Source organism: Pararhizobium sp. A13 (genome assembly GCF_040126305.1).
Taxonomy (GTDB): Bacteria; Pseudomonadota; Alphaproteobacteria; order Rhizobiales; family Rhizobiaceae; genus Pararhizobium.
In genome coordinates this window covers 2,248,757-2,271,907 of record NZ_CP149510.1, presented here as the reverse complement: position 1 = coordinate 2,271,907, position 23,151 = coordinate 2,248,757, and the positions used below count along the sequence as shown (strand labels likewise).

Annotated in this window: 23 protein-coding genes and 2 pseudogenes; 15 read left to right on the top strand and 10 right to left on the bottom strand. The window is 62.4% G+C overall.

What is annotated here, in order from left to right; genetic code table 11:
- The first annotated feature begins 77 nt into the window (after positions 1-77).
- On the top strand, positions 78-626 hold the full coding sequence (locus tag WI754_RS11000) for an alpha/beta hydrolase (RefSeq protein ID WP_349433393.1): 549 nt from the start codon (positions 78-80) through the stop codon (positions 624-626).
- 62 nt (positions 627-688) lie between these two features.
- On the opposite strand, the gene WI754_RS10995 is transcribed toward WI754_RS11000, so the two are convergent.
- Positions 689-1,288: a superoxide dismutase gene (locus WI754_RS10995; protein WP_349433392.1), complete on the bottom strand. Its 600-nt coding sequence runs from the start codon at positions 1,286-1,288 to the stop codon at positions 689-691.
- Between the two features lie 260 nt (positions 1,289-1,548).
- On the opposite strand from WI754_RS10995, the gene WI754_RS10990 reads away from it, so the two are divergent.
- From WI754_RS10990 to WI754_RS10975, 4 genes are all read left to right on the top strand, one after another.
- On the top strand, positions 1,549-2,439 hold the full coding sequence (locus tag WI754_RS10990; protein ID WP_349433391.1) for a dihydrodipicolinate synthase family protein: 891 nt from the start codon (positions 1,549-1,551) through the stop codon (positions 2,437-2,439).
- Positions 2,440-2,650: 211 nt separating this feature from the next.
- A complete protein-coding gene (locus WI754_RS10985) occupies positions 2,651-3,157 on the top strand; it encodes a hypothetical protein (protein WP_349433389.1) in 507 nt (168 codons plus the stop codon).
- A 93-nt stretch (positions 3,158-3,250) separates the two neighbouring features.
- Positions 3,251-4,531, top strand: a complete 1,281-nt coding sequence (locus WI754_RS10980) for a hypothetical protein (RefSeq protein WP_349433388.1) — start codon at positions 3,251-3,253, stop codon at positions 4,529-4,531.
- 13 nt (positions 4,532-4,544) lie between these two features.
- A complete protein-coding gene (locus WI754_RS10975; RefSeq protein ID WP_349433387.1) occupies positions 4,545-5,357 on the top strand; it encodes an ATP-dependent Clp protease proteolytic subunit in 813 nt (270 codons plus the stop codon).
- Between the two features lie 21 nt (positions 5,358-5,378).
- Here the strand turns inward: WI754_RS10975 and WI754_RS10970 are convergent, their stop codons facing one another.
- Positions 5,379-6,329: an MYG1 family protein gene (locus tag WI754_RS10970; RefSeq protein ID WP_349433386.1), complete on the bottom strand. Its 951-nt coding sequence runs from the start codon at positions 6,327-6,329 to the stop codon at positions 5,379-5,381.
- On the opposite strand from WI754_RS10970, the gene WI754_RS10965 reads away from it, so the two are divergent.
- On the top strand, positions 6,303-7,649 hold the full coding sequence (locus tag WI754_RS10965) for a MerR family transcriptional regulator (protein ID WP_349433385.1): 1,347 nt from the start codon (positions 6,303-6,305) through the stop codon (positions 7,647-7,649). The genes WI754_RS10970 and WI754_RS10965 overlap by 27 nt on opposite strands.
- Positions 7,650-7,753: 104 nt before the next feature.
- Here the strand turns inward: WI754_RS10965 and WI754_RS10960 are convergent, their stop codons facing one another.
- A complete protein-coding gene (locus tag WI754_RS10960; protein ID WP_349433384.1) occupies positions 7,754-8,641 on the bottom strand; it encodes a branched-chain amino acid aminotransferase in 888 nt (295 codons plus the stop codon).
- 274 nt (positions 8,642-8,915) lie between these two features.
- Complete coding sequence (locus tag WI754_RS10955) at positions 8,916-9,983, bottom strand: IS110 family transposase (protein WP_349433383.1); 1,068 nt, start codon at positions 9,981-9,983, stop codon at positions 8,916-8,918.
- A gap of 281 nt (positions 9,984-10,264) precedes the next feature.
- Between WI754_RS10955 and WI754_RS10950 the strand changes: the two genes are divergently transcribed.
- The 3 genes from WI754_RS10950 (at position 10,265) to WI754_RS10940 (ending at position 11,881) form a co-directional block, all read left to right on the top strand.
- Positions 10,265-11,305: a zinc-dependent alcohol dehydrogenase family protein gene (locus tag WI754_RS10950; RefSeq protein WP_349433382.1), complete on the top strand. Its 1,041-nt coding sequence runs from the start codon at positions 10,265-10,267 to the stop codon at positions 11,303-11,305.
- A 143-nt stretch (positions 11,306-11,448) separates the two neighbouring features.
- Positions 11,449-11,616 carry a Thivi_2564 family membrane protein gene (locus WI754_RS10945; protein ID WP_349433381.1) on the top strand — a complete coding sequence of 56 codons (168 nt, stop codon included), beginning with the start codon at positions 11,449-11,451 and terminating at the stop codon, positions 11,614-11,616.
- A 61-nt stretch (positions 11,617-11,677) separates the two neighbouring features.
- Complete coding sequence (locus WI754_RS10940; protein ID WP_349433380.1) at positions 11,678-11,881, top strand: hypothetical protein; 204 nt, start codon at positions 11,678-11,680, stop codon at positions 11,879-11,881.
- Between the two features lie 140 nt (positions 11,882-12,021).
- On the opposite strand, the pseudogene WI754_RS10935 reads toward WI754_RS10940, so the two are convergent.
- Positions 12,022-12,454: pseudogene (locus WI754_RS10935) on the bottom strand (GSU2403 family nucleotidyltransferase fold protein); the annotation flags it as partial.
- A 301-nt stretch (positions 12,455-12,755) separates the two neighbouring features.
- Positions 12,756-13,256 carry a VanZ family protein gene (locus WI754_RS10930; RefSeq protein WP_349433379.1) on the bottom strand — a complete coding sequence of 167 codons (501 nt, stop codon included), beginning with the start codon at positions 13,254-13,256 and terminating at the stop codon, positions 12,756-12,758.
- Positions 13,257-13,391: 135 nt separating this feature from the next.
- On the opposite strand from WI754_RS10930, the gene WI754_RS10925 reads away from it, so the two are divergent.
- The 4 genes from WI754_RS10925 to WI754_RS10910 all read left to right on the top strand — a co-directional run bounded on the left by WI754_RS10925 (position 13,392) and on the right by WI754_RS10910 (position 17,703).
- Entirely contained in the window at positions 13,392-13,967 is a 576-nt protein-coding gene (locus WI754_RS10925; RefSeq protein WP_349433378.1) for a phosphatase, read from the top strand.
- Between the two features lie 148 nt (positions 13,968-14,115).
- Positions 14,116-14,766 (top strand): haloacid dehalogenase type II, encoded by a 651-nt coding sequence (locus WI754_RS10920; RefSeq protein WP_113006260.1) that lies wholly within the window; start codon positions 14,116-14,118, stop codon positions 14,764-14,766.
- Positions 14,767-14,866: 100 nt separating this feature from the next.
- A complete protein-coding gene (tam, locus tag WI754_RS10915; protein WP_349433377.1) occupies positions 14,867-15,634 on the top strand; it encodes a trans-aconitate 2-methyltransferase in 768 nt (255 codons plus the stop codon).
- 107 nt (positions 15,635-15,741) lie between these two features.
- On the top strand, positions 15,742-17,703 hold the full coding sequence (locus WI754_RS10910) for an elongation factor G (protein WP_349433376.1): 1,962 nt from the start codon (positions 15,742-15,744) through the stop codon (positions 17,701-17,703).
- A 17-nt stretch (positions 17,704-17,720) separates the two neighbouring features.
- On the opposite strand, the gene WI754_RS10905 is transcribed toward WI754_RS10910, so the two are convergent.
- From WI754_RS10905 to WI754_RS10895, 3 genes are all read right to left on the bottom strand, one after another.
- Positions 17,721-18,323: a YdeI/OmpD-associated family protein gene (locus tag WI754_RS10905; RefSeq protein ID WP_349433375.1), complete on the bottom strand. Its 603-nt coding sequence runs from the start codon at positions 18,321-18,323 to the stop codon at positions 17,721-17,723.
- Between the two features lie 21 nt (positions 18,324-18,344).
- A complete protein-coding gene (locus WI754_RS10900) occupies positions 18,345-19,040 on the bottom strand; it encodes a gamma-glutamylcyclotransferase (RefSeq protein WP_349433374.1) in 696 nt (231 codons plus the stop codon).
- Positions 19,041-19,208: 168 nt separating this feature from the next.
- Positions 19,209-20,102: a LysR family transcriptional regulator gene (locus tag WI754_RS10895; RefSeq protein WP_349433372.1), complete on the bottom strand. Its 894-nt coding sequence runs from the start codon at positions 20,100-20,102 to the stop codon at positions 19,209-19,211.
- 157 nt (positions 20,103-20,259) lie between these two features.
- Here WI754_RS10895 and WI754_RS10890 point away from each other — a divergent pair, with 157 nt between their 5' ends.
- Both WI754_RS10890 and WI754_RS10885 read left to right on the top strand, forming a co-directional pair.
- Complete coding sequence (locus WI754_RS10890; protein WP_349433371.1) at positions 20,260-21,441, top strand: MFS transporter; 1,182 nt, start codon at positions 20,260-20,262, stop codon at positions 21,439-21,441.
- Between the two features lie 101 nt (positions 21,442-21,542).
- Complete coding sequence (locus WI754_RS10885; RefSeq protein WP_349433370.1) at positions 21,543-22,379, top strand: aldo/keto reductase; 837 nt, start codon at positions 21,543-21,545, stop codon at positions 22,377-22,379.
- A 92-nt stretch (positions 22,380-22,471) separates the two neighbouring features.
- On the opposite strand, the pseudogene WI754_RS10880 reads toward WI754_RS10885, so the two are convergent.
- Positions 22,472-23,151 (bottom strand): annotated as a pseudogene (locus tag WI754_RS10880) (GNAT family N-acetyltransferase).

Sequence of the window (23,151 nt, the reverse complement as noted above, 5' to 3'; positions counted from 1 at the left end):
ATTAGAGCGGGATGCCGCCCGAAACCCGCGCACACTTTCGACATCCCGCTCTAGTCCAGATACTTCAAGGAGAGACCATGACGGACATCATCATTCTGCCGGGGATCGGCGGATCGGGCGAAGGCCACTGGCAAACGCATTGGGAAAGGACACATCCGCGGATGCGGCGCTTCCGGCCATCGGATTGGGACCGGCCGGACCTCAACGACTGGATCGCCGCGCTGGAGCGCGAGGTCAAGCTGTCGGCTGCTCCGCCGTTGCTGTTGGCGCACAGCCTCGCCTGCCTCCTCGTCGCGCATTGGCAGCAGGCATCAGCTCCGCCCGTCGCCGGAGCGTTTCTGGTCGCAGTTCCCGATCCCCGCTCGGAGTCTTTCCCGCAGGAGGCACAGGAATTCGCCAATCCGCCAGCCGGTCCGTTGCGCATGCCATCATTGATCGTTGCCAGCAGCAACGATCCCTTTGGTACCCCGAGCTATGCGAGAGCGCGCGCCGAAGCGTGGGGGAGCGGTCTCGTCGACATCGGCGCGGCCGGCCATATCAACGGCCAAAGCGGTCTGGGCGACTGGCCGCATGGCATGAACCTGCTGACGGCGTTCGCCACCGGGCTCGCGGCGCCGCGCCGTTGAGGCAGATGGCACAAAAAACCCGGCATCTCTGCCGGGTTTCGTGTTCATCCTGACGGAGAAGCTTAAGCGGCGGCTTCGTAGAGCTCGAGCACGTAATCCCAGTTGATCAGGCTGTCGACGAAGGCTTCGAGGTACTTCGGACGGGCGTTGCGGTAGTCGATGTAGTAGGAATGTTCCCAGACATCGACGCCGAGGATCGGCGAGGCGCCATGGACCAGCGGGTTTTCGCCGTTCGGGGTCTTGGAGATTTCGAGCTTGCCGTTCTTGACAGAGAGCCAGGCCCAGCCCGAACCGAACTGGCCAACACCGGCAGCGATGAAATCGGCGCGGAACTTGTCGTAGCCGCCGAGATCGGACTTGATGGCCGCGTCGAGCTTGGCCGGAAGTGCCGTGCCGCCGCCGCCCTTCTTCAGCCACTTCCAGAAATGCACGTGGTTGTAGTGCTGGCCGGCATTGTTGAACAGCGGCTGGTTGGTGCCGTAGGACTTCTTGACGATTTCTTCCAGCGACAGACCGGAGAGGCCAGCTTCCTCGGCAAGCTTGTTGCCGTTGGTCACGTAAGCGAGGTGATGCTTGTCGTGGTGATACTCGAGCGTTTCGCGCGACATGTAGGGCGCAAGCGCGTCGTAGTCGTAAGGCAGGTTCGGCAATTCGAAAGCCATGATGGTATCTCCTCTTCGTGGCGGGGTCCATGAAAGCCGGGTTGGAATTCATGAAAGAAATCGGTGAGGCGGAACATAGGGACCACCGCTGAAACAGGCAACCGCCGCCATGCCAAATTTCGCTACAGGCATGGAAAATACTTCTCGCGCTTGATTGTTCCATCTCGCGTGGACACCGGCGTTGCACCCGTGTTGACGCCAGCATGGCAAACCGTCATGTCTGACGGCGGGTGCCCCTCGTCCTCCAAGGAGAATGACACATGTTGTTCCATGGTCTGTCCGCCTTCCCAATCACGCCTGCCGACTCCTATGGACGCGTCGATGGAACCGCTCTTAGCGCCTTGCTTCACCGCATCGCCGATGCAGGCGCCGATTCCGTCGGCCTGCTTGGAAGCACCGGCTCCTATATGTATCTCAGCCGTGGTGAGAGACGCCGGGCCGTCGAAACGGCTGTCGATTGCCTCGGCGGGCGCACCCCCATCATCGTCGGCGTCGGGGCCTTGCGCACCGACGAATCGATCGCCCTTGCCCAAGACGCGCGGGATGCCGGCGCGCAGGGATTTCTGCTCGCGCCGGTATCCTATACGCCACTTGGAGACAACGAAGTCTTCGAACACTTCGCCGCGGTCGCGGCGGCGACGGACCTGCCCGTCTGCATCTACAACAATCCGGGCACGACGCATTTTTCCGTCAGCAATGTGCTTCTGCGGCGCCTCGCCGAGGTCCCGACGATCGTTGCGGTGAAAAACCCGGCCTTGCCTGCTGCGGATATGCTTGCCGCCCATCAGGCGACGCAAAGCTCACTTCCCGCCGATTTCGCGATCGGCTACAGCGGCGATTGGCTCGCGGCCGACGCTATCCTGTCGGGCGGCGTTGCCTGGTACAGCGTCATCGGCGGCCTGCTGCCGGAGCCGGCAGCCAAGCTGATGCGGGCGGCGCAGGCCGGCGATCGCGCCGAAACGCAGCGCATCAACGCGCTTTTTGAACCGTTCTGGGCACTGTTTCGCGAATTGAGCAGCTACCGCGTCGTTCACGCCGCGGCAAATCTGCTCGCCCTCAGCCGCTTCGACCCGCCACGACCGATCCTGCCGCTTTCGTCGGCCGATCGGCAACGGGTGACGGCGGCGCTCGACGCGTTGTCGTCGGTCTAGCCTTCAGGCGGAGCCGCGTCTTGCGGAGTAGTTGCCTGGTTGCGTGGATGCAGCTTCTGATTTCGATTGCGCAAAAGCCTGGGAAATATAAGCTCTATTGCGTCCCGGTCATTATCGCTTCGGTGCGAGAGATCGCGGCCGCAGGCGTTTTCAGGTCTACGTATTTCATTCCGGCATTCGAAGTTCGTTCAATCACGCGAGGGGAATTTCCATGGCCAATCCGTTGTCCACGCTCGGCATCGTCCATACCGTCATCAGCGTCGTGCCTGTTGTCGCCGGCCTCTACGGCTTTTCTAAATACGGGGCGATCCTTCCGAAAACCGATTCGGGGCGGATCTATGTCGTCACGCTCGTGCTTTCGGCCCTCACCTCGTTCGGGCTGTCGAGCACAGGCGGCTTCAATGCCGGGCATGCGATCGGCATCCTTGCGATCCTGTCCGTCGCCTTCTCGCTGATCATCGCCCGGCTCGGCTGGTTCGGCCGCCTCAACCGCTATCTGCAGGCGCTGTCGATGTCCTTCACCTTCTTCCTCCTGCTGGTGCCGGCGATCAACGAGACGCTGTCGCGCGTGCCGCCCTCAAGCCCGATCGGCAATGGCCCGGACTCGGCCCCGGTGCAGACGGTGACCGCCGTTTGGGCGGTAATCTTCCTGATCGGCATCTGTCTGCAGGCCTGGACGATGCACCGCCGCACGGGCTCCCCCGCTTTGCCCGCCTGATTGCCAGCACGGCATGCCGCTGAACCGCCGCGCCAGCCTTGATTTCGCCGGTATTTTAAGGGTTTGTTAAACCAAACCAGCCGGAGAAATTCCATGGCGCTTGGGGCATCTCATCGCTTGCAGGACGGGATCGATGCCGTCGAAACCATGACGCGCTTTGCGCTTGCAGTGCTTGCGCTGGCATCGGGCGTCTATACCTATCTCGGGGTCCGCTCCATCCTCGATGGTTCGGCGACCGCCGTCTTCTTCGCGGCGCTGATCTATTCCAGCGCCGTCTCCGTCGCCATCTACGCCTTCTGGACCTACATGGCACGGTTCTATCCGCACATCACCGGCGCCTCGGCACGCACCGCGATGCTCGGCATCATGGCGCTCGGCTGCCTGATGATCATCGCCATGGCAAGCTGGCTCAATGCCGCCGCCCTTGCCGGCTCGGCAGCGCTCGAACAGCATCTCGCCGAAACGGTCGAGGACTACACCGCCGATCTCGACAGGGCGCACCAGAATGCCCTTGCCGCCCAGAGCCTGCTTCCCGATATCCAGCGCACCTCCGAGCGCTTCCAGCGCCTCTCGGACCAGGAGCGCGAAAGCGGCGCGCTGACCGGCACGACCGGCGCCGGCAGCGTTGTCCAGCTTCTCGGGCAGATGGCGGCGCAGCTCAAGGAGCTCGAAACCGGCATCACCGCCTCGCGCGAACGCGTCACCTCCCTCTTCGACGAAGGCCGCGCCCATCTGGCCACCATGCGCACGCTGGTTTCGGCACCCGGCGCGATCGATCCGCGCGCCGAGCAGTTCGCGGCCGAAGCCGTGGCACTGACCGGCACCATCACTTCGCTGGAGCAGACCTCGATCGCCGCCTCCGTGAAGCGGGCAGCGGAAGACCTGTCGCTCGGCTTCATCGCCCCGGTCGCAAGCGGCGCCGAGGCCGATCTCGCCGACCGGCAGGACCAGGTGATGGAAACGATCCGGACCTCGGTCGCCGCCCAGTCGAAAGTTCTGTCGGAGGCTGCCGACCAGATCCTGACGCGCGAACCGGTCGGAGAACGCCGCTTCGTTCCCCTCTCGTCCGCCGCTGCCGTGCTGCGCTATGCCTCGGATTTCATTCCGAGCTGGGCCGGCGCCATTGCCATCGATCTGCTGCCGGCCGTCCTCGTCTTCATGCTGTCGATCGCCCATGGCGCGCTGCGACGGCAGGAGCGGAAGCTGCCCTTTGCCGAGCGCATCACCGCGGCGGAATTGCTGGAGGCGCTGCAGGTGCAAAAGGCTTTGCAGACAAGTGGAGTCGATCTCGAAACCGCCGTTTCAGAAGCCGAGGCGAAGGAGCAATCCAACATCGCGAGCTTCGACCTCTCCGGCAAGGGGCCCCGCAAATGAAGGAATCGCGCAAATGATCGCCCGCGCGCGGCTGGAAGGGTTTGGGCAGCGGCTGAAAACCTATCTCTTGTCTGCCGATGACGGCACGCTGATGCGCCATGTCTTCCAGGCACTGCTGGCCACCGCCGTGGTCTTCATCATTATCGACTGGAACGAACTGAGTGCCGCCAACCGGGACCTGCCCGGATTTGACCCGATGCAGCCTGAAGCCGTTCCCGTGCTGCCGCCGGCGCTGACCTACGGCGAACCGCAGAATGCGCCATCCGACGTCACCGCCGATCCAGAAACGCTCAAGCAGCCGATTGGCTTCGAGCTTCAGCCGGGCGGCATCCTCTCGGCACAGGGGTCGATCGACCCGGGCGCTGCTGGCCGTTTCGCCGAGGAAATCGAAGCGCGCGGCGAATATGTGAAGACCGTGCTGCTCAACTCTCCCGGCGGCGCCGTCGGCGATGCGCTCGCCATCTCGAAGCTGATCCGCGAGCGGAGGCTCGGCACGAAGGTCGCCAGCGGCGCGCTCTGCGCCTCCTCCTGCCCGATCATCATGGCCGGCGGCATCACCCGTGAAGCCGACAAGGGCGCCGTCGTCGGCGTCCACCAGATCTTCAACGGCTCGACAGAAAAACTCTCGGTCGAACAGGCGATGTCGGACGCGCAAAAGATGACCGCCGACGTCAGCCGCCATCTGGAGGACATGGGCGTCAAGTCCGGTGTCTGGCTGCATGCGCTCGAGACGCCGCCGGACAGGCTGTACTATCTGACGGCCGAGGAGATGAAGGAATTTGCGCTGGTGACGGATGGGGGGACGCCGGTGGCGGGGTCGAAGTAGTCGAGGGCTTGCCTGCGCTTCTTACTCGGCCGCCGCCACCTCGACAGAACCAGCGGCAACAGCCTCATTTACCGCCAGTTCGGCCATGGCAAGAGCAGCCTCGCGGGTCCGGGCTGCGGCAACGAAGCGGCCGTTATGGCAGAAGCTCGCCCCCTTCACCCCGCACACCGCTTCCAGATCACCATTGGTCAGCCCAGCCCAGGCGGCCGGCAGATCGGCCCGCACCTCGAAGCCTTCGTCGGCGCGGCGGATGGTGGTCAGGCACCAATCCTTGTCGCGCGGATGGACGACGAACAGCAGGTGATCGGCGCCCGCCTTGACGATGGCGGGACGGAACGGCATCCCCATCGGCAGCTCCAGGATGCGCGCTTCGCCCGTATCCATGATGGCCTGGTGCACCAGCGCCTCGGCCCGCAGCTTTGCAGCATTTTGGGCGATCCTTGCCTCGACAAAACTGCGGGCAATGGCCAATGCCGCGTGGAAAGCTTGATCGTCGGCTTCAGGATCGGTCTCGTCGAAAACGGGCTTCAACGTTTCCAGCAGCGCAGGCAAGGTGAGCCCCGCCAGCTTCCCGGCAACGGCGGGGCTGAGCGCTCCATTGTCCACTAGATCGACCGGCAGCACGAAGCTGGTGTCGAAAGAGCCGTGGATCGTCTCGACATGCGCTTCTGGAACACCGGACCCGGCGAGATAGTCGCGGCCATAGTGCTTCCAGATCAATCCGAACGAACTGTAGGGCTGGCCGTCGTCGCGCAGCGGCGCACCGCGCTGATGGTGATCGAAGATGCGCGCATCAGCATCATAGGCGCCGCCGACATCGTAAATGATGCGGTCTGGACCGGGTGCGAGCCATTCCGGCGCCCTGCTGCGGATGATGCGCGCCTGCGGGAAAAGCCGGGTGAGGATGACGCTGGACAACAACTCATCGGCATGGAAGCCACCGGAATGGGTGACGAGGAATTCTGGGATCATGCCTGGATGCGCCTTGTTGCTTGCAGAGGTTCGCTTGAGATGCACCAGATAGCCATTGCGGGATACCATCTCAACCCAGTTTTACGTGTTTTTGGACGGAGTGCAGACTTTCCTGGGAAAGGAGATGGCAGCTTGGCGCCAATTGCGGTGCCGCCGCCGCAAAAAAATCAAGGAACACTCTTGAGCCGGACCCCACGTCATATCTTAGAAGATGAGCGTGACATCGCGGGAGACAACATGAGCTCGGATGGGAATGAAAAGATTTGGCTAACGGCTGCGCAATGCGCCAGGCGTATCGGCATTACAGTACGTGCGCTCCGGCTCTATGAGCAGACAGGACTCATCCGTCCCCGTCGGACAGAAAAGAACTGGCGGCTCTATGGTGCTCACGAAGTTGCACGCCTTAATGAAATCCTTGCGCTGAAGCGGCTGGGTCTCAGCCTACAGGAGATCGCCCGGCTGCTTGCGGGGCAAACCACCGATCTCGATCGCATGCTCGCGATGCAGAACCTCACCTTACAGGAACAGCTCGGGCGCACGCAGCGCAGCCTTGCCACCGTAGTTGTCCTGAAGGCGAAGATCGCCGCGGGAGACCTTCTTTCGATTGATGAACTACTGAAGCTCGCAAAGGACACGAACATGACCGATATCTCATCGGATGCCATCGCATGGCGTCGCTACGAACAAGCGAGACCGCGAACTGAGCAGAAGATCGATCCTGCCCTCTACGTGGGGTATGCCGGCTACTATCTTCTGGATACGCTCGGCTACGTCATCACCCTAAGGGATGGTCGGCTCTTTTCGCGACTGACAGGTCAGCCAGAGCTTGAAATCTTTCCCGAAGATGTTGACCGCTTCTTCTACAAGGCGGTTCAGGCGCAGCTCAGCTTCAGCCGTGACCACGAAGGTGTGGTATCTGGCCTAGTACTACATCAGAACGGTTATGAACAGGCTGCACCGCGCGTCGAGGAAAGCGCCGTGACCGATCTGGAAGAGGCGCTTGCCGAGCGGGTGAAAAACAGACGCCCGGTGGAAAACAGTGAGGTTTTGCTGGTGCGAATCATCGACCAGCACCAGCGTGGCGAACCCGACTTTGACCAGATGACACCTCCGCTCGCCACGGCCGCGCGCGAGCAATTCGCAACTATTCAGGCCGATCTGGAGCGCATGGGACCGCTGCAGGCAATATCCTTCAAGGGGGTGTCGGCGGAAGGCTGGGATGTCTACGACGTCCGCTTCGACAAGGGTGATCTGGAATGGAGATTCACGCTCGCGGCTGACGGAAAGTTCAGCGGCATTTTTATCCGACCGTCGATTTGACCGCCATTCTACGTGACCGCAATGGGTCCCAGAAGCAGCCCCCTGTCCTGCCGCCAAGAAAGAGCCATCCGCTTTCCGGGGCGGATGGCTGATCTGCAGCGTCCTTACATGTCCGAAGCCGCCGAGTGCGCCCAGTCCATGTACAAATCCTTCGCCTTGGCGGCGATCGGGCCGGGTTGGAGGTCGCGGTCTTCGAGGCGGGTGACGGGCACGACCTTGGAATAGTTGCCGGAGGTGAAGATTTCGTCGGCGCCCTCGAAATCGGACAGCGTCAGGGTGGTCTCGACCACGTCGAAGCCCGCATCACGCAAAAGGCCGATGACGCGCAAGCGGGTGATGCCGGCGAGGAAGGTCTTGTTGGCGGCCGGCGTGAAGACGACGCCGTCCTTGACCATGAAGACGTTGGACGAGCCGGTCTCGGCGATATTGCCGAGCATGTCGCGCACCAGCGCGTTCGAGAAGCCGCGCCTGCGCGCCTCGATCAGGATACGGCCGTTGTTGGGGTAGAGGCAGCCGGCTTTGGCGTCGGTCGGCATGCATTCGATCGTCGGGCGGCGGAAGGGGGAGACGGTCAGCGTCTGGCCGCCCGGGCCTTCACCCATCGGCGCTTCGAACAGGCAGAGCGCGAAACGGGTCGATTCCGGATCGACGGCGACGACGCTGCCGGGCATGCCATGCTCGCCCCAGTACATCGGCTTGATATAGATCGCCGTCCTGCCGTCGAATTTCTTGCACCCCTCCCAGGCGAGATTTTCGATGTCCTCCGCCGTCACCACGGGCTTCAGGCCGAGCGCCAGCGCCGAGCGGTTGACGCGCTGGCAATGCAGGTCGAGGTCGGGCGCGATGCCGTCGAACCAGCGGGCGCCGTCGAACACCGTCGAGCCGAGCCACATGGCATGCGAGGTCGGGCCGATCAGCGGCGGATTGCCGGTAAGCCATTCGCCTTCGACATAGGTCCAGGTGGTGCTGCGCGGGGATATATCGACGGCCATGACGGTCTCCAATGAAAGAACGCAAGGAGCAGAACACCACCATTTGGCGGCTTTTTCCTTGGGTTCGGTTAATGTTTGACCGGCAATCGCGCCGATCGGCAAAGTCCTTCTTTCCCGCCGGACAGATTGCTTTTGCTGTCCTTCGGTTCTTGAACCATTCTCCAATGCGTGACCCTGATGCTTGTGGCTTCGGTCACAGAGTGGCGTTCGGCTCCCGGCTTCCCATTCTCCTGTAAGAGCGCAGCCCAGTCCTGCCGGGCTCGCTAGACTGTCATCAGGACAACCGGGATATCGTCGACGCGCCTTCCCTGGTGCTGGTGTCGCGCGGCTCATAGGCGCGCTGGTCACGCAGGATCTGGAAGGCGATCGTCAAAAGCTTGCGTGCAATGGCCACGCGCGCCTTGTTCACTCCTCTGATCTTCAGGTGTTCGTATTGGGCGCGCAGCTGCGCATCGCTGGCGATGGCGGGGGCCACCGCCTCGACGAAAGCCCAGCGCAGCCACTTGTTGCCCTGCTTGATGATCTTGCCGTGATAGGTCTTGCCGCCGGAGGAGTAGGTCGAGGGCACAAGGCCGGCATAGGCGGCAAGCTTCTTCGGGTTGCGGAACCGCGATATGTCGTCGATCTCCGCGTCAATCAGCCGGGCGAAGAACTCGCCGATACCGGGGATCGTCTTCAACAGCTTGACGTTGGCATTGGCCTTGGTCATCGCTCGGATCGTTGCTTCCGACTGCTTGATCCGGACGTCGATGTCGCCGATGAAGTCGAGGCCACGGTCGATCTGGATGCGGTCGATTTCCGAGACCTTCACTTGCGCCAGCTGGACGCGGCCGGCCTTGCCGAACAGGTCGCCGAGCTTCCTCAGCAGTGCCGTTTGCTCCGGATAGCGATCAAAGACGGTGACGATCCGGTTCTTCGTCATCGTGCGTAGCCGCACGTAAAACATCCGCTCGCGCAGGGCGACGCGCAGCTCCCGTGACTTCTCGGTTGGCGCCCAGGCCTCCGGCACCAGGTCGGCGCGAAGCAGATGTGCCAGAACCGTGGCATCGATCTTGTCGGTCTTGATTTTGGCGTCGGCGATCGCCTTGACCTTTAACGGATGGGCGAGAACGACATCATCACAAATGTCGTCGAGCCAGTCGTACATCACCATCCAGTTGCGCGTCGCTTCGACAACCGCATGCGAGTTCTGGCGATAGCGTTCCAGGAAGCCGCCCAGCGACTGGCGATTGTTCTTCACCCGGCCTGATCTCAGCGTCTTGCCGCTACTGTCCTGGACAACAAGGTGGCTGTAGGATTTGTGGTAGTCCACGCCGATATGGTATTCATAAGAGGCAGTCATGCTTCTAACTCCCTTATTGAGATCTGCGAAACCCCAATAAGGTAAGCCGAAAGGCTGGAAGTGTGACTGTCCCTCGATCATCACCTGCATCTCAGTGATCCGTTCTCTCAGCGGGCGCGGCCTCTTTCATGCCACCTCCTGTTTTGTCTTTCTGATATCCGCAATAGCCGGAAAATCGAGAAACGGGGTAAATAGGTACATCAAAAAAAGTCATGCCGTCCAATCTGGATCGGATGACACCGCTCGCATAGTCTGCCGCCCAAAGCACAAAGGACCATCCGATGAAAGCCATGTATTACGACGCCTTCGGCAAGACGCCCGATATCCGCATGCTGCCCGACCCGACCCCGAGCAAGGACGGCGTCGTCATCAAGGTCGAGGCGACCGGGCTTTGCCGTAGCGACTGGCATGGCTGGATGGGGCATGATCCGGACATTGCCCTGCCGCATGTGCCCGGGCATGAACTGGCCGGCACCGTGGCCGCCAAGGGCAAGGGCGTCATGCGCTACAAGGTCGGCGACCGCGTGACCGTGCCCTTCGTCTCCGGCTGCGGCCGCTGCGGCGAATGCCATTCCGGCAATGCCCAGGTTTGCCCGAACCAGTTCCAGCCGGGCTTCACCCATTGGGGCTCGTTCGCCGAATATGTCGCCATCGACTATGCCGACCAGAACCTCGTGCACCTGCCCGACAACCTCGATTACGCCACCGCCGCCAGCCTCGGCTGTCGCTTTGCCACCTCGTTCCGCGCCATCGTCGACCAGGGCCGCGTCCGCGGCGGCGAATGGGTGGCGGTGCATGGTTGCGGCGGCGTCGGGCTCTCGGCGATCATGATCGCCTCTGCGCTCGGCGCCAATGTCATCGGCATCGACATTTCCGAGACGAAACTCTCCTTCGCCCGCGAAGTCGGCGCCGTCGCCACCATCGACGGCAGCGTCACCGGCGATGTGGCAGAGGCCGTGCGCGAGATCACCAAGGGCGGCGCCCATGTCTCGATCGATGCGCTCGGCTCGCCCGTCACGTGTTTCAACTCGATCAAGAATCTGCGCCGCCGCGGCCGCCACGTGCAGGTCGGCCTGATGCTCGGCGAACATGCGGCGCCGCAGATCCCGATGGCGCAGGTGATCGGCCACGAGCTCGAAATCTACGGCAGCCACGGCATGCAAGCCTGGCGCTACCAGGCGATGATGGCGATGCTGGAGACCGGCAAGCTCAACCCGCAAAAACTGATCGGCCGCCATATCAACCTGGAAGAAGCCGTGCCGGCGCTGATGACGATGGACACGGCGCAGGATCTGGGGATCAGCGTCATCACTCAGTTTTAGCCCCCCAGGGGATAGCTTCACCGCTATCGGCACGCTCGCATGGTCGCCGCGACTATTCCGGCCGTTACAACTTACATTCGGCGCGAAGCGCCCTATTTCAACCATGGTCGCGACAACGCGTCGTTGCTTATGGAGTGGGATAAATGGCATCATCCATGCTGATCAGTATTCTGATCACGTTTCTCGTCATCGTGCTTGTTCTCTATCTTGTTGCAAGGCTGCCGATCGACGGCCGTGCCAAGCAGATCGTCCGGATCATCGTGATCATCATCGGCATTGTTTCGCTGCTGAAATATCTCGCGGTCTTTTAACAGCGACGGGAGAGCAATCTCCCGTTCCCTCCCCATCACCATTGCAAAGCGAGTTCATACATTGGCCGATAAAATCGACGTCAAGGCTCCCGGCAAAGTCACTGTGCGGCGAAGTCAGGACGAAACGTCCGCGGCAGCACTCCGCATCATCAACGCGGAACTGGCGGCGCGAAACAAGAAGACGGCGATGCTGAAGGCATTGCGGCTCGGCCAGGAACCCGTCGCGGAAAAGCCGGTCAAAAAGGCGGTCTCCAAGAAGAAGTGAGGGCCTTTCCAGATCGCCGGTCACAGCAGCCGAGACGGTTATAATTTTTTCGTAAAAACGTTATAACCGTCCGGTCATTTAAAGCCGGGACCATTCTGGTTCGCGTCGGATGCATCAGCGGTTGCGGATTGCCAATCCGAAGCCTCGAACAACAGAGACGCCTGCCTGACATCCTTATCCCGCTTCAGGATACCGTTGTCGTTGTTCTGTCGCCGCGACGCCACGATCAGTTTGTGGACGGCGTAGCGCTCTGGTGCTGGAACGTTGACCGAGATGCCGCTCTTCCAAAGCATCACGGTCCGCACCGGTTCGTAAATCAGATAATCCAGAAAACGAAGCGGTTCCGCCGATGCGCCGCCGAGGGCGGGCATGTCCACCGGTGTGCCCTGATTGAAGTCGCTTCCGGTGTTCGGCGTCAGGAATTCGGCCTTGTACAAGAACAGACCTCAACCGGAACGGGCCTGCGTTTGCCAGCGCCTCCACAACGTCTCCGGTAAACCGTTCGGGTGCGCTCATTCCTGCCTCGCGGATCAAGGTGGAAACGAGCTTGCGTCTCGATTTGAGGTCATTCTTCACATGGCCAAAAGCCGCGGACGCGCCGTGGCTAATTCCTGTGACAAGCACAGGAATGACTGAGTGAGGGCTCTTCCGCTTTTCACAAAACGGCTGCAACGGGGTTGGAGAGGCTTGCTAGCGGTTCGGGCCTCCCCTCGTGGGAGGAGTCGACATTCGCGCACAATCACGCAGCCCGGCGATAGGCGAAGGTCTTGCCGCCGTCGGTGGTGGAGATCAGGCCCTTGTGCCGGCGCCAATGACGATAATACGGCGCAGGATCTGGGGACCAGCGTCATTACGCAGTTTTAGCAGGCGAACGCTACTGCGAAGGCGCGCTTGCCCCCACCTCACTTGGCGTCAGGATTTGGCCAGCGAGCCGGCGCCCGAGAATGCCGCGCCGAATGGTCAAAGCAACCTTGCCAGCGATGATGCCTGCCACAGCCCCCACGGCTTTGATCAAAGCGTCATCGAATTTCGCGTGCCGGGTTGGAGAGAGTTCCTGCAGCATTTCAATCGCGAACGCCGCCGCGACGAGAAAGAGCGCCAGCGACATCCACCTCCCGGGATAGGCGACGGCAAAGACGGCGCCCGCGAGGAAAAAGGCGGCCGCGCGATCCAGCCCGACGGTGGTTATCGTGTGAGGGCGAAATCCGATCGGCGACAGGGTCACAAACACAAGTGCGGACAGCACGCCCCATGCAATCAATCTGAAAAACGTCTTTGTCATCATCCCGTCACAATAGCGAAAAGTATTTATATTGCAATGCACAATGAATTGCTGCGACGCACCTTTGGAGGCTGCCCAGATGGTTGGTGACACCCCTGGCACGCCAAGACGAAACGAACGGCGTGGCAGCGGACGCAATCTCCGCGCTTATGAGCCAACTTTTTCACTTTCCCCTTCCATCCGGCGCCGCTATTTTCGTGGCAGCAAAAAGGAATCATGAGGCGACCCATGGCACTTGCAGCTGAAACGCGCGCGGCTGAGAAGCAGTTGGATGCGCTTTACGCGCCCTTGCTTGGTACCAATCCTGACCATCCGAACGGCTGGACGATCAGGCTGATCGTCGCGTCGCAGACCGAGGCGCGGCACAATCGCGCCCTGTGGGCGCCGAGCCATCTGATCTCGATCCGGGCACCGGGGACGAAGCTTCTGTCGATGATCGAGCTGCCGGAGGAGCGGCATCTGGAACTGCTGTTCGGCGATGTCACCGATCCGGACGAGCCGGATGCAGCGCGGATCGAGGCGATCGAACGGACGTTCGCCTTCATCGACGGCCTGCCCGGGGATGCGCATCTCCTTGTCCATTGCCTGCGCGGCATCGGCCGCTCCACGGCTTTGACGCTCGGCATTCTGGCCCGCTACATGGAACCGGAGGAGGCCGCGGCGGCGCTGCATGGGCTGCGGCCAGAGGCAAAGCCGAACCGGCATGTCACCGCTCTCTGCGATACGGTGCTCGGGCTCAAGGGACGGCTGGCCAAGCAGGCGCTGCGGTTTCCGGCCAAGGCCTGGAAACCCGCAAGGAGTTGAACCGCTTTCTGTTCGAGAACGATTGTGCAATGCACAAATTTTTGACATGATCCCGGCAAAGAACCGTAGACAAACGGCGATCAAGGCGCTGCCATCTCTCTCGAATTTTGAAAGGGATGAGCGCGAAGGGAAATGACGGGAGGGTTTGATGCACCATGCGGCCTATGTGTTCGATGCCTATGGCACGCTGTTCGACGTGCACGCGGCGGTGCGCAAGCATGCGGGCGCGATGGGGCCTGACGGCCAGGCCTTTTCCGACCTCTGGCGCGCCAAGCAGCTCGAATATTCCTGGATCCGGACGCTGATGGGCGCGCACGCCGATTTCTGGACACTGACCGAACAGTCGCTGGACCATGCCTTCGCGCGGTTTCCTTCGGCCGACCGGAAGCTCAAGGCCGCGCTGCTCGACGCCTACTGGCACCTCGACTGCTATCCGGAAGTGCCAGCCGTGCTGAAAAGCCTGAAGAGCCGCGGCGCGCGCATCGCCATCCTGTCGAACGGCACGCCGCAGATGCTGCAATCGGCGGTGAAGAAGGCCGGTCTCGACCTCATCATCGACGACATCTTCTCCGTCGAGACGGTCCGGGCCTTCAAGACCTCGCCGGCGGTCTACGACATGGTGACGACCACCTACCGGCTTTATCCGAACGCCGTCTCGTTCCAGTCCTCCAACCGCTGGGACGTGGCCGGCGCGACCAAATTCGGTTTCCGCACCGTCTGGATCAATCGCGGCAACATGCCGGACGAATATGCCGATTTCGGTCCCGCGCTGATCCTGCCGTCGCTGGAAAGCCTGTAGGCGCGCAAGGCGTATTTTTATTTTTGTTTCGCGCATGTCGTTACCCCAAAACCGCCGCAGACTTTTGGGCAACATGGGCTAGCGCCAAAGGAGACAGCCGATGGCCTGGTCCGCCGAACAATATATGAAATTCGAGGACGAGCGCACCTGGCCGGCGCGCGACCTTCTGGGCCACGTACCCAACCTGCCCGAGGGTGCCCTCTATGATCTCGGCTGCGGGCCTGGCAATTCGACCGAGCTCGTCCACGACCGCTTTCCCGCCTATCTCCTGACCGGCGTCGACAGCGACGAGAACATGCTGGCGGCAGCGCGAAAGCGGATGGCGCATACCCGTTTTGAAAAGGGCGACCTGTCGCAGTGGGTACCGCCGCGACCGGCCGTACTGTTCTTCGCAAACGCGGTGTTCCAGTGGCTGCCGGACCATCTCGATATTTTCGACCGGCTGATGGATGAGTTGATCCCGGGTGGGACGCTGGCCGTTCAGATGCCTGACAACCTCGACGAGCCGAGTCATGCCTCGATGCGGGATCTGGCGGAGCATCGCCGCTTCCGCGAATTCTACATCAACCGCAGCCGCCGCAATCCCCTGCGCGCACCTGCGGTCTATCTCGACCGGCTGGCGCCGAAGTCGATCAAGATCGATGTCTGGCATACGGTCTACTATCACCGGCTGAAAAATGCCGAAGCGATCGTCGAATGGGTGAAAGGCACCGGCCTTCGCCCCTATCTCGACGTCCTGCCGCCCGATATACGCGAGGCCTATCTTGCCGCCTATCTCGAGCGTGTCCGGGACGCCTATCCGCCGCTCGCGGACGGTCATGTGCTGCTGAAATTCCCGAGATTGTTTCTGGTGGCGGTGAAGCGCTAGACGGAGTTGCCGGTCGCGCGACAAAAATCACCCTCTGGCGCCCCGCACGAGATCAGGGCATCCTATGATGCCCGAGAATTGTGCTTATGGCAGGTGGAGGACCGCGCATGCGCTGCTTTACTGTACTTGGACCCTCGCAAACCGGAAAATCGACCATTGTGGAAAAGCTTGGCTCGCTGGAGGGGGCGCCGAGAAAATCCATTTCCCCTTATGGATTGAACCTGACGGAATTCAATTTCGGAAACGAAGCATGGAGTGCGCTGGATGCACCGGGAGGGGGCGAAGCGCTGGTGCATGCGCAACATGCGCTTCTCGCCTGCGACGCGTGCGTCCTGTGCGTCTCGCCGGCACCCGACGAGGCCGTGCTCGCCGCGCCCTATCTGCGGGTGATCGAAGCCTCGGGAACGCCGTGCATCCTCTTCGTCAACCGGATGGACGAGCCGAGGGGGCGGCTCAGGGACGTGATCGCCACGCTCCAGGATTACGCCGGCCACACACTTCTCCTTCGCCAGATTCCGATCCGTGAAGATGACAGGATCGTCGGCAGTTGCGATCTGATTTCGGAACGGGCATGGCGCTACCGGGAAGGCCAGCCGTCAGCGCTGATCGCGATCCCCGAAAGTACTGCCGAGCGCGAAAGCGAGGCGCGCACCGAACTCCTGGAACACCTGTCCGAATTTGATGACTGGCTTCTCGAGGAACTTATCGAAGACCGCGAACCGCCCAGCGACGCGCTCTACGCCATCTCCTCGCGGATTCTCAAGGAAAACAGGATCATCCCGGTCCTGATCGGCGCAGCAAGTCATGGCAACGGCATGATGAGGCTGATGAAGGCACTGCGCCACGAGGCGCCGCCGGTCGATGTGCTTCGCGAGCGGCTTGCCCGCGCAGGCAATGCCGATGAACGCAAGCTGGTGGCCGTGAGCTTTCACGCCTACCATCGCCAGAATGTCGGCAAGACGGTCCTTGTGCGCGCGCTTGGCGAGGGGCTGAAGCAAGGCGCGTCACTGGGCGGCGCCAGTCTGGGCGCCGTGCAGGACCCCGCAAACGGCCGGTCCAACTCGACCGTTACACCGGCGCCGGGGGATGTCTTCGCGACGGTCAAGTCCGACCACCTGGGCGTTCCGTCGCTTCTGACTTCCGAGGCGGCTGTGGGTCCGCCGGAGTGGACGGAACCGCCGACGCCAATGCTTGAAAGAATCCTCGTGCCGGGCAGCGAGCGGGACGAAAACAAGCTCTCCGAAACGCTGGCAAAACTTTCCGAGGCGGATCGCGGCCTGAAAGTCATGCAGGAGGAAGGGACCGGTGCCCAGCTCGTCTGCGCCCAGGGACCGGTGCACCTGCGCGATCTCTGCCGGACCCTGTCCGACGTGTTCCACATCGCCGTCACCGACCGGACACCGAGCCCGATCTATCGCGAGACGATATCGAAACCATCGGAGGTTCACTACCGCCATCGCAAGCAAACCGGCGGCGCCGGGCAGTTCGCCGACGTGAAACTGAGCATCCACCCCAACGAGCGCGGCCAGGGCTTCACCTTTGGCGAAACCGTCAAGGGCGGCGTGGTTCCGCGCAATTACATCCCCGCCGTCGAAGCGGGCGCGCGCGAGGCGATGGACAAGGGGCCGCTGGGCTTTGAGGTCATCGACGTCGGCGTGACGCTGACCGACGGACAGCACCACACCGTCGACAGTTCGGAATACGCCTTCCGGACCGCGGCGAAAATGGGGGTGCGGCAGGCGCTTTCGGAAGGATCGGCCGTCTTGATGCAGCCGGTCTTCCGGAGCGAAATTCACATTCCGTCGGTCTATTCGGGCAGCCTGGTGCAGATCGTCTCGGCTCTGAAGGGTCAGGTGCTCGGCTTTGACCGGGATGAAACCGCCAAGGGGTGGGACATCTTCCGGGCTCTCGTGCCGGGCGGCGCGCTCGACGAACTGGCGCGCGCGCTGCGCTCGGCGACGCAAGGAATAGGCTATTTTTCCAAGACCTTCGATCATTTCGAGGAGTTGTACGGCAAGGAAGCGGACGCCATCGTCAGGGCGCATGGAACGCAACGCGCCGAACACTGACGCGTCGCGGTCAAACGCTAAGAGAGCTTCCCCTTGCGCGGGTGGAAAGTTTCGCCGCGGGCGAGCATGGCGACCAGCCTCTCGATGGTGTGCGCGCGGGTTTCTGGTTTCGTCGCCGTGTGGACGCGGTAGAGCACGGAATAGCGGTTGGCGCTGTCCAGCGTGCCGAAAAAGGCTTTGGCGTTTTCGTTGCCGTCGAGCGCCCGGCGTAGATCGTCCGGAACGGTGGTCTTGCTCTGCGGCTCGTAGGCCACGGCCCAGCGGCCGTCCGCCTTGGCCTTTTCGATCTCCGCAAGCCCGGCCGGACGCATCCGGGCCTTTTCGATCAGCGTCTGCGCCCGTCTGCAATTGATCGCCGACCACCTGCTTTTGGGGCGGCGCGGCGTGAACCGGATCAGCCAGTGGTTCTCGTCGAAGGGCTTGAGCTGGCCGTCGATCCAGCCATGGCAGAGAGCCGCGTCGATCGCCTCCGGTTTCGAGACGCTCGGTACGCCCGACGCCTTCTTTGCGAACTTCAGCCATAGGCCATTCGAGGCCGCGGGCTGACTGGCAAGCCAGCCTTCCCATTCGGCGGCGCTGGCAAAGGCCAGCACCGGCAGATGAGTTTGATTGTCCGGCATCACCTATCCTCCAAACGGCCGTTATAGTGACGACGCAATGGCTGACAGGTGGATCGATCTGATCTCCGCGGCCACAAGCTGTTGCAGTCGCCAAAGGTTGCGGTCGCGAATGCTGAAATCCTCGAGATGGGAAACGGTGTTGTACAGATATTCCGCGCAGGACCCGAGATGACCACACGCACGTGCCAGGATGCCTGCGACCTCATCCAGCGGCCGGCGAGACAGGATCCGCTCTCCCGTCGCCCCAACCCAGAAACCCAACGCCCTGCACGGGCCGCTCTCGGATCTTACCGACAGCCATCGGACGGAATCGATATTTTCCAAGGCGCTGACCTCTCGCCGCAGCATGCGCTCGATCTGCCCGACGCGGTCGCCGTCCGGCAGAAGATAGATGACGCCGTCGCATCGCCCGCCGCGCTCCAGCGCCATCATCAACCCCGGCTGATCGCGCGAGCCACGCCAGCGATTGATGTGCAGACAGAAGGATCGGTGCCAGCCGAATGCGGTCGCCCGTTGCCTGTCGATCGCCTCGAACTCAGGCTTCCAGATCAGCGAACCATAGGCGAACACCCACAGCGGCTGCCCCAGGCTCTCCCGATCGAGCCGTTCGGCGAGTTCGCCATAGCCTTGATCGCTGATTGCGGTCCAGCGTCCGTCGGGACCGGGATCGGCAATATCCCGGTGACAGAGCGCCACCAGATCGGGCGTCAGGGACATTTCTCGCTGCTTGGGCATGTCGTCAGGACTCGGATTGCAGACGGTCTGAAAGGAGGATGGGGATCGTCTCGTCAAATTGCCAGAGCCATCTTGCCAGTCAAGCCAGAACCTCGCTTAAGCTTGCCGAATAAAACCGGCTGAATTTTCGCGGGCGGCGAGGGTCGCAGCTCATACCCGCTCGGCCAGAAAATCGATGAAGGCGCGGATGCGGGCCGCAAGGTGCTCGTGGCCGGCGAAGACCGCGTAAACCTGTTCCGGCTCGATCGGATTGTAGTCCTTCAACACCTCGACCAGAGTGCCACCTTCAAGATCGCGTTCGACGTGGAATTTGCCGATGCGGGCGATGCCGAGGCCCTGCAGGCAGAGCTGCCGGGCAATCGAACCGCTCGCCGCCTGCACATTGCCCGCAGCAGGGCTCAAATACACAGCTGTGCCGCCGGGGTCACGGAACGGCCATTCGCCGGGCGTCCTGCCGAACGTGAAGGTGATGCAGTTATGCGCGGCGAGGTCCTCGGGCGTTTTCGGCTGGCCACGGCGCTCGATATAGCCAGGCGTGGCGACCGTGATGCGGTGGCTGTCGAGCAGCTTGCGGGCCTTCAGGGATGAATCACGCATCGGGCCGACGCGGATCGCCACGTCGGTGCGCTCCTCGATCAGGTCGATGAGGCCGTCCGTCAGCGTCAGTTCGAGCCGGACCTCCGGATAGAGCGCCAGGAATTCTCCGGCGAGCGGCAGAATGTAGCATTCGCCGAAGCCGACGGTGGCATTGACACGCAACAGGCCGCGCGGCGTTGCCCGGCCGCCCTGCGAGACAAGCCGTTCGGTCTCGGCGATGTCGCCCAGAATGCGTTGCGCCCGGCCGAGGTAGATTTCCCCTTCCGGCGTCAAGAGCAGCGAGCGCGTGGTACGCACCAGAAGGCGCGTGCCGAGCCTGTCCTCGATGCGGGTGACCAGCTTGCTGACGGCCGAGGGAGACAGCTTCAACCGCCGCCCGGCGGCGGAAAAGCTCTTCAGTTCCGCCGCGGTGACGAACACCTCCATCTCCCCTGCCCGGTTGTCCATTCGGTTTCTCCTGTGAATTAACTTCACAGGCATTTATCCATTCCTCCCGATTATCGCGCAAGTCCCTTTGGCTCATAGTCCGGCCAACGAAACCAGCGGTGGCACGCGCCGCCGCCAACCCAAGCCCGGCCTCCCACGGGCGACCAAAGGTGCTCCCATGCCTCTTGCCCTCTATGCACTGACGATCGCGGCCTATGCGATCGGAACCACGGAATTCGTCATCGTCGGCCTGTTGCCGACCGTCGCCACCGATCTCGGCATCACGCTGCCGCTCGCCGGGCTGATCGTCTCCATCTACGCGCTCGGCGTTACCTTCGGCGCCCCGATCCTGACGGCGCTGACCGGCCGGATCGAGCGCAAGCCGCTGCTTCTCGGCCTGATGGCGCTGTTCATCGCCGGCAATGCGATGGCGGGCTTGAGCCCCTCCTATGAGGCGCTGCTTGTCGCCCGTATCCTGTCCGCCTTCGCCCACGGCGTGTTCTTCTCGGTCGGGGCGACGATCGCGGCTGATCTTGTGCCGGAAAATCGTCGCGCCTCGGCCATCGCGCTGATGTTCATGGGCCTGACGGTCGCCATCATCACGGGCGTCCCGCTCGGCACCTTCATCGGCCAAACGTTCGGCTGGCGGGCCACCTTCTGGGCCGTCGCCGGCCTCGGTGCCATCGCCCTGACAGCGATTGCCGTGCTTCTCCCGTCGACGCTGTCGAAGGCTGCTCCCGCCAGCATTCTCGATCAGGTCCGCGTCCTCGGCAGCGGGCGCCTGCTGCTCGTCTTCGGCATGACGGCGCTCGGCTACGGCGGCACCTTCGTCACCTTCACCTTCCTTGCGCCGATGCTTGAGGAAATCACCGGCTTTGCCGCCTCCTCCGTCAGCCTCGTGCTGGTGCTTTATGGCCTGGCGATCGCCGCCGGCAACATCATCGGCGGCCGCGTTGCCGACCGCAATCCGGTGAAGGCGCTGAACTGGCTGTTTGCCGCCCAGGCCGCCGTGCTGGTGGTCTTCACCTTCACCTCGGTCTCGGCGATCCCCGCCCTGATCACGCTTGCAGCCCTCGGCTTCCTGTCTTTCGCAAACGTGCCTGGCCTGCAGCTCTATGTCGTGCAGCTTGCCATGCAGCACCGCCCCGGTGCGGTCGATGTCGCCTCCGCGCTCAACATCGCCGCCTTCAACCTCGGCATCGCCGCCGGCGCCTGGATTGGCGGCCTGGTGGTCGCCTCGCCGCTCGGCTTGCAGGCGACGCCATGGGTCGGCGCGATCCTGGTCGCCGGTGCGCTGGTTCTCACAATCATCAGTGGCATGCTGGATCGCAGGCCGGACGCGGTTGCCCAAACCGCGTGACCATCGAGCGGCTTGACCCGCCCAGCAAACGCCACATCTATAACCCGCCCTATTCAAACGCCCGGCGGAACCGCCGGGCAGCCTTAAGAAAGGAGAACTCCATGCAACCGATCGTCAACGCCAATGGCGCCACCATTCCCGCCCTCGGCTTCGGCACCTTCCGCATGTCCGGCCTCGAGGTGCTGCGTATCGTGCCGGAAGCCCTGAAGATTGGCTTTCGCCATGTCGATACTGCGCAGGCCTACCGCAACGAAGCGGAAGTCGGCACCGCCATCCAGCAGTCGGGCATCCCGCGCTCCGATATCTTCCTCACAACCAAGGTCTGGGTCGACAACTACCGGCAAGGCACCTTTTCCGCCTCGGTCGACGAGAGCCTCCAGAAGCTGCAGACCGATTATGTCGATCTTCTCCTCCTGCATTGGCCCGGCAGCACCGTGCCGATCGCCGAGCAGATCGAGCGCCTGAACACTGTCCAGAAGGCCGGCAAGGTTCGCCATATCGGCGTCAGCAATTTCAACACCCATCAGATGGACGAAGCCGCCAAGCTCAGCGCGACGCCGCTGGTCACCAACCAGGTCGAATACCATCCCTATCTCGATCAGCTGAAGGTGCTGGAAGACGCCGACCGGCTCGGCATGTCGATCACCGCCTACTACGCGATGGCCGACGGCCGCGTGCCGAAGGATCCGGTGCTCAACGACATCGGCGGTCATCACGGCAAGACGGCCGCACAGGTGGTGCTGCGCTGGCTGATCCAGCAGCAGGGCGTCGTCGCCCTGACGAAGACTTCAACGCAAGCGCGGCTGGCCGAGAATTTCGACATCTTCGACTTCGTGCTCTCCGTTGACGAGATGAAGGCGATCCACCTGCTTGCCAAACCTGATGGCCGCATCGTCAATCCGCAGGGCCTTGCACCGGTCTGGGACAGGGCGGCCTAAACGTCGAGGCACTTAAAGACACGCACTGATACAGGCTGCGCATTCAGGCGGCATGCCACCCCTCCCCCCCTTAAAACGGGGTGAGGGATTTCTCAAGCCGCTGCCGCAACCATCGCCGCATTCATCGGCGACCGCAGTTTGAAGCCGATCGTTTCATAAAGCGCGATGGCAGCGGTGTTCGTCGCATAGGCATGAAGATAAGGCTGGTCGCCCTTTGCAAAGATGTGGCCCGCGACAAACCGGGACAAGAGCCTGCCCAGGCCCTTGCCGCGATAATCGGGATCCGTGCAGACGCCGCTGAGTTCCGTATAGCCCGGCTGCTTCATCCGTTCTCCGGCCATGGCCACGAGCCGGCCATCGATTTTCACGCCCCAGAAATCGCCAAAGCTCAACGCCCGCAGCGAAAACGGCCCGGGCTTCGTCAGCGTGGCGAGCGCCAACATTTCCTCGGCGTCGGCTTCGCGCAGTGGCTGTATGCGGGTGTCGGATATCTGCGGCAGCGGCAACTCCGCGGTCATCTGCACGAGAGAAGCGGTCGACACGGTGATCAAACCCTGCGGCAGGACGATATCGCTTGCCTGCACAAGCAAAGCTTCTCTTCCGGCGTTGAAAGCTGCCGGAGCGCCTCCAGACTTTCGGTCGTGTCGTCGCCGGCCGCTGCAAACGCACTGATGGATGGCACGTATCGTTTGGCCAGGGTGCCGCCTTCCGAAAGCGCGGCGTGGCGGGTCTGAAGGGCACTCCAAATCGGTCGGTCGAGGATATGTCTCAT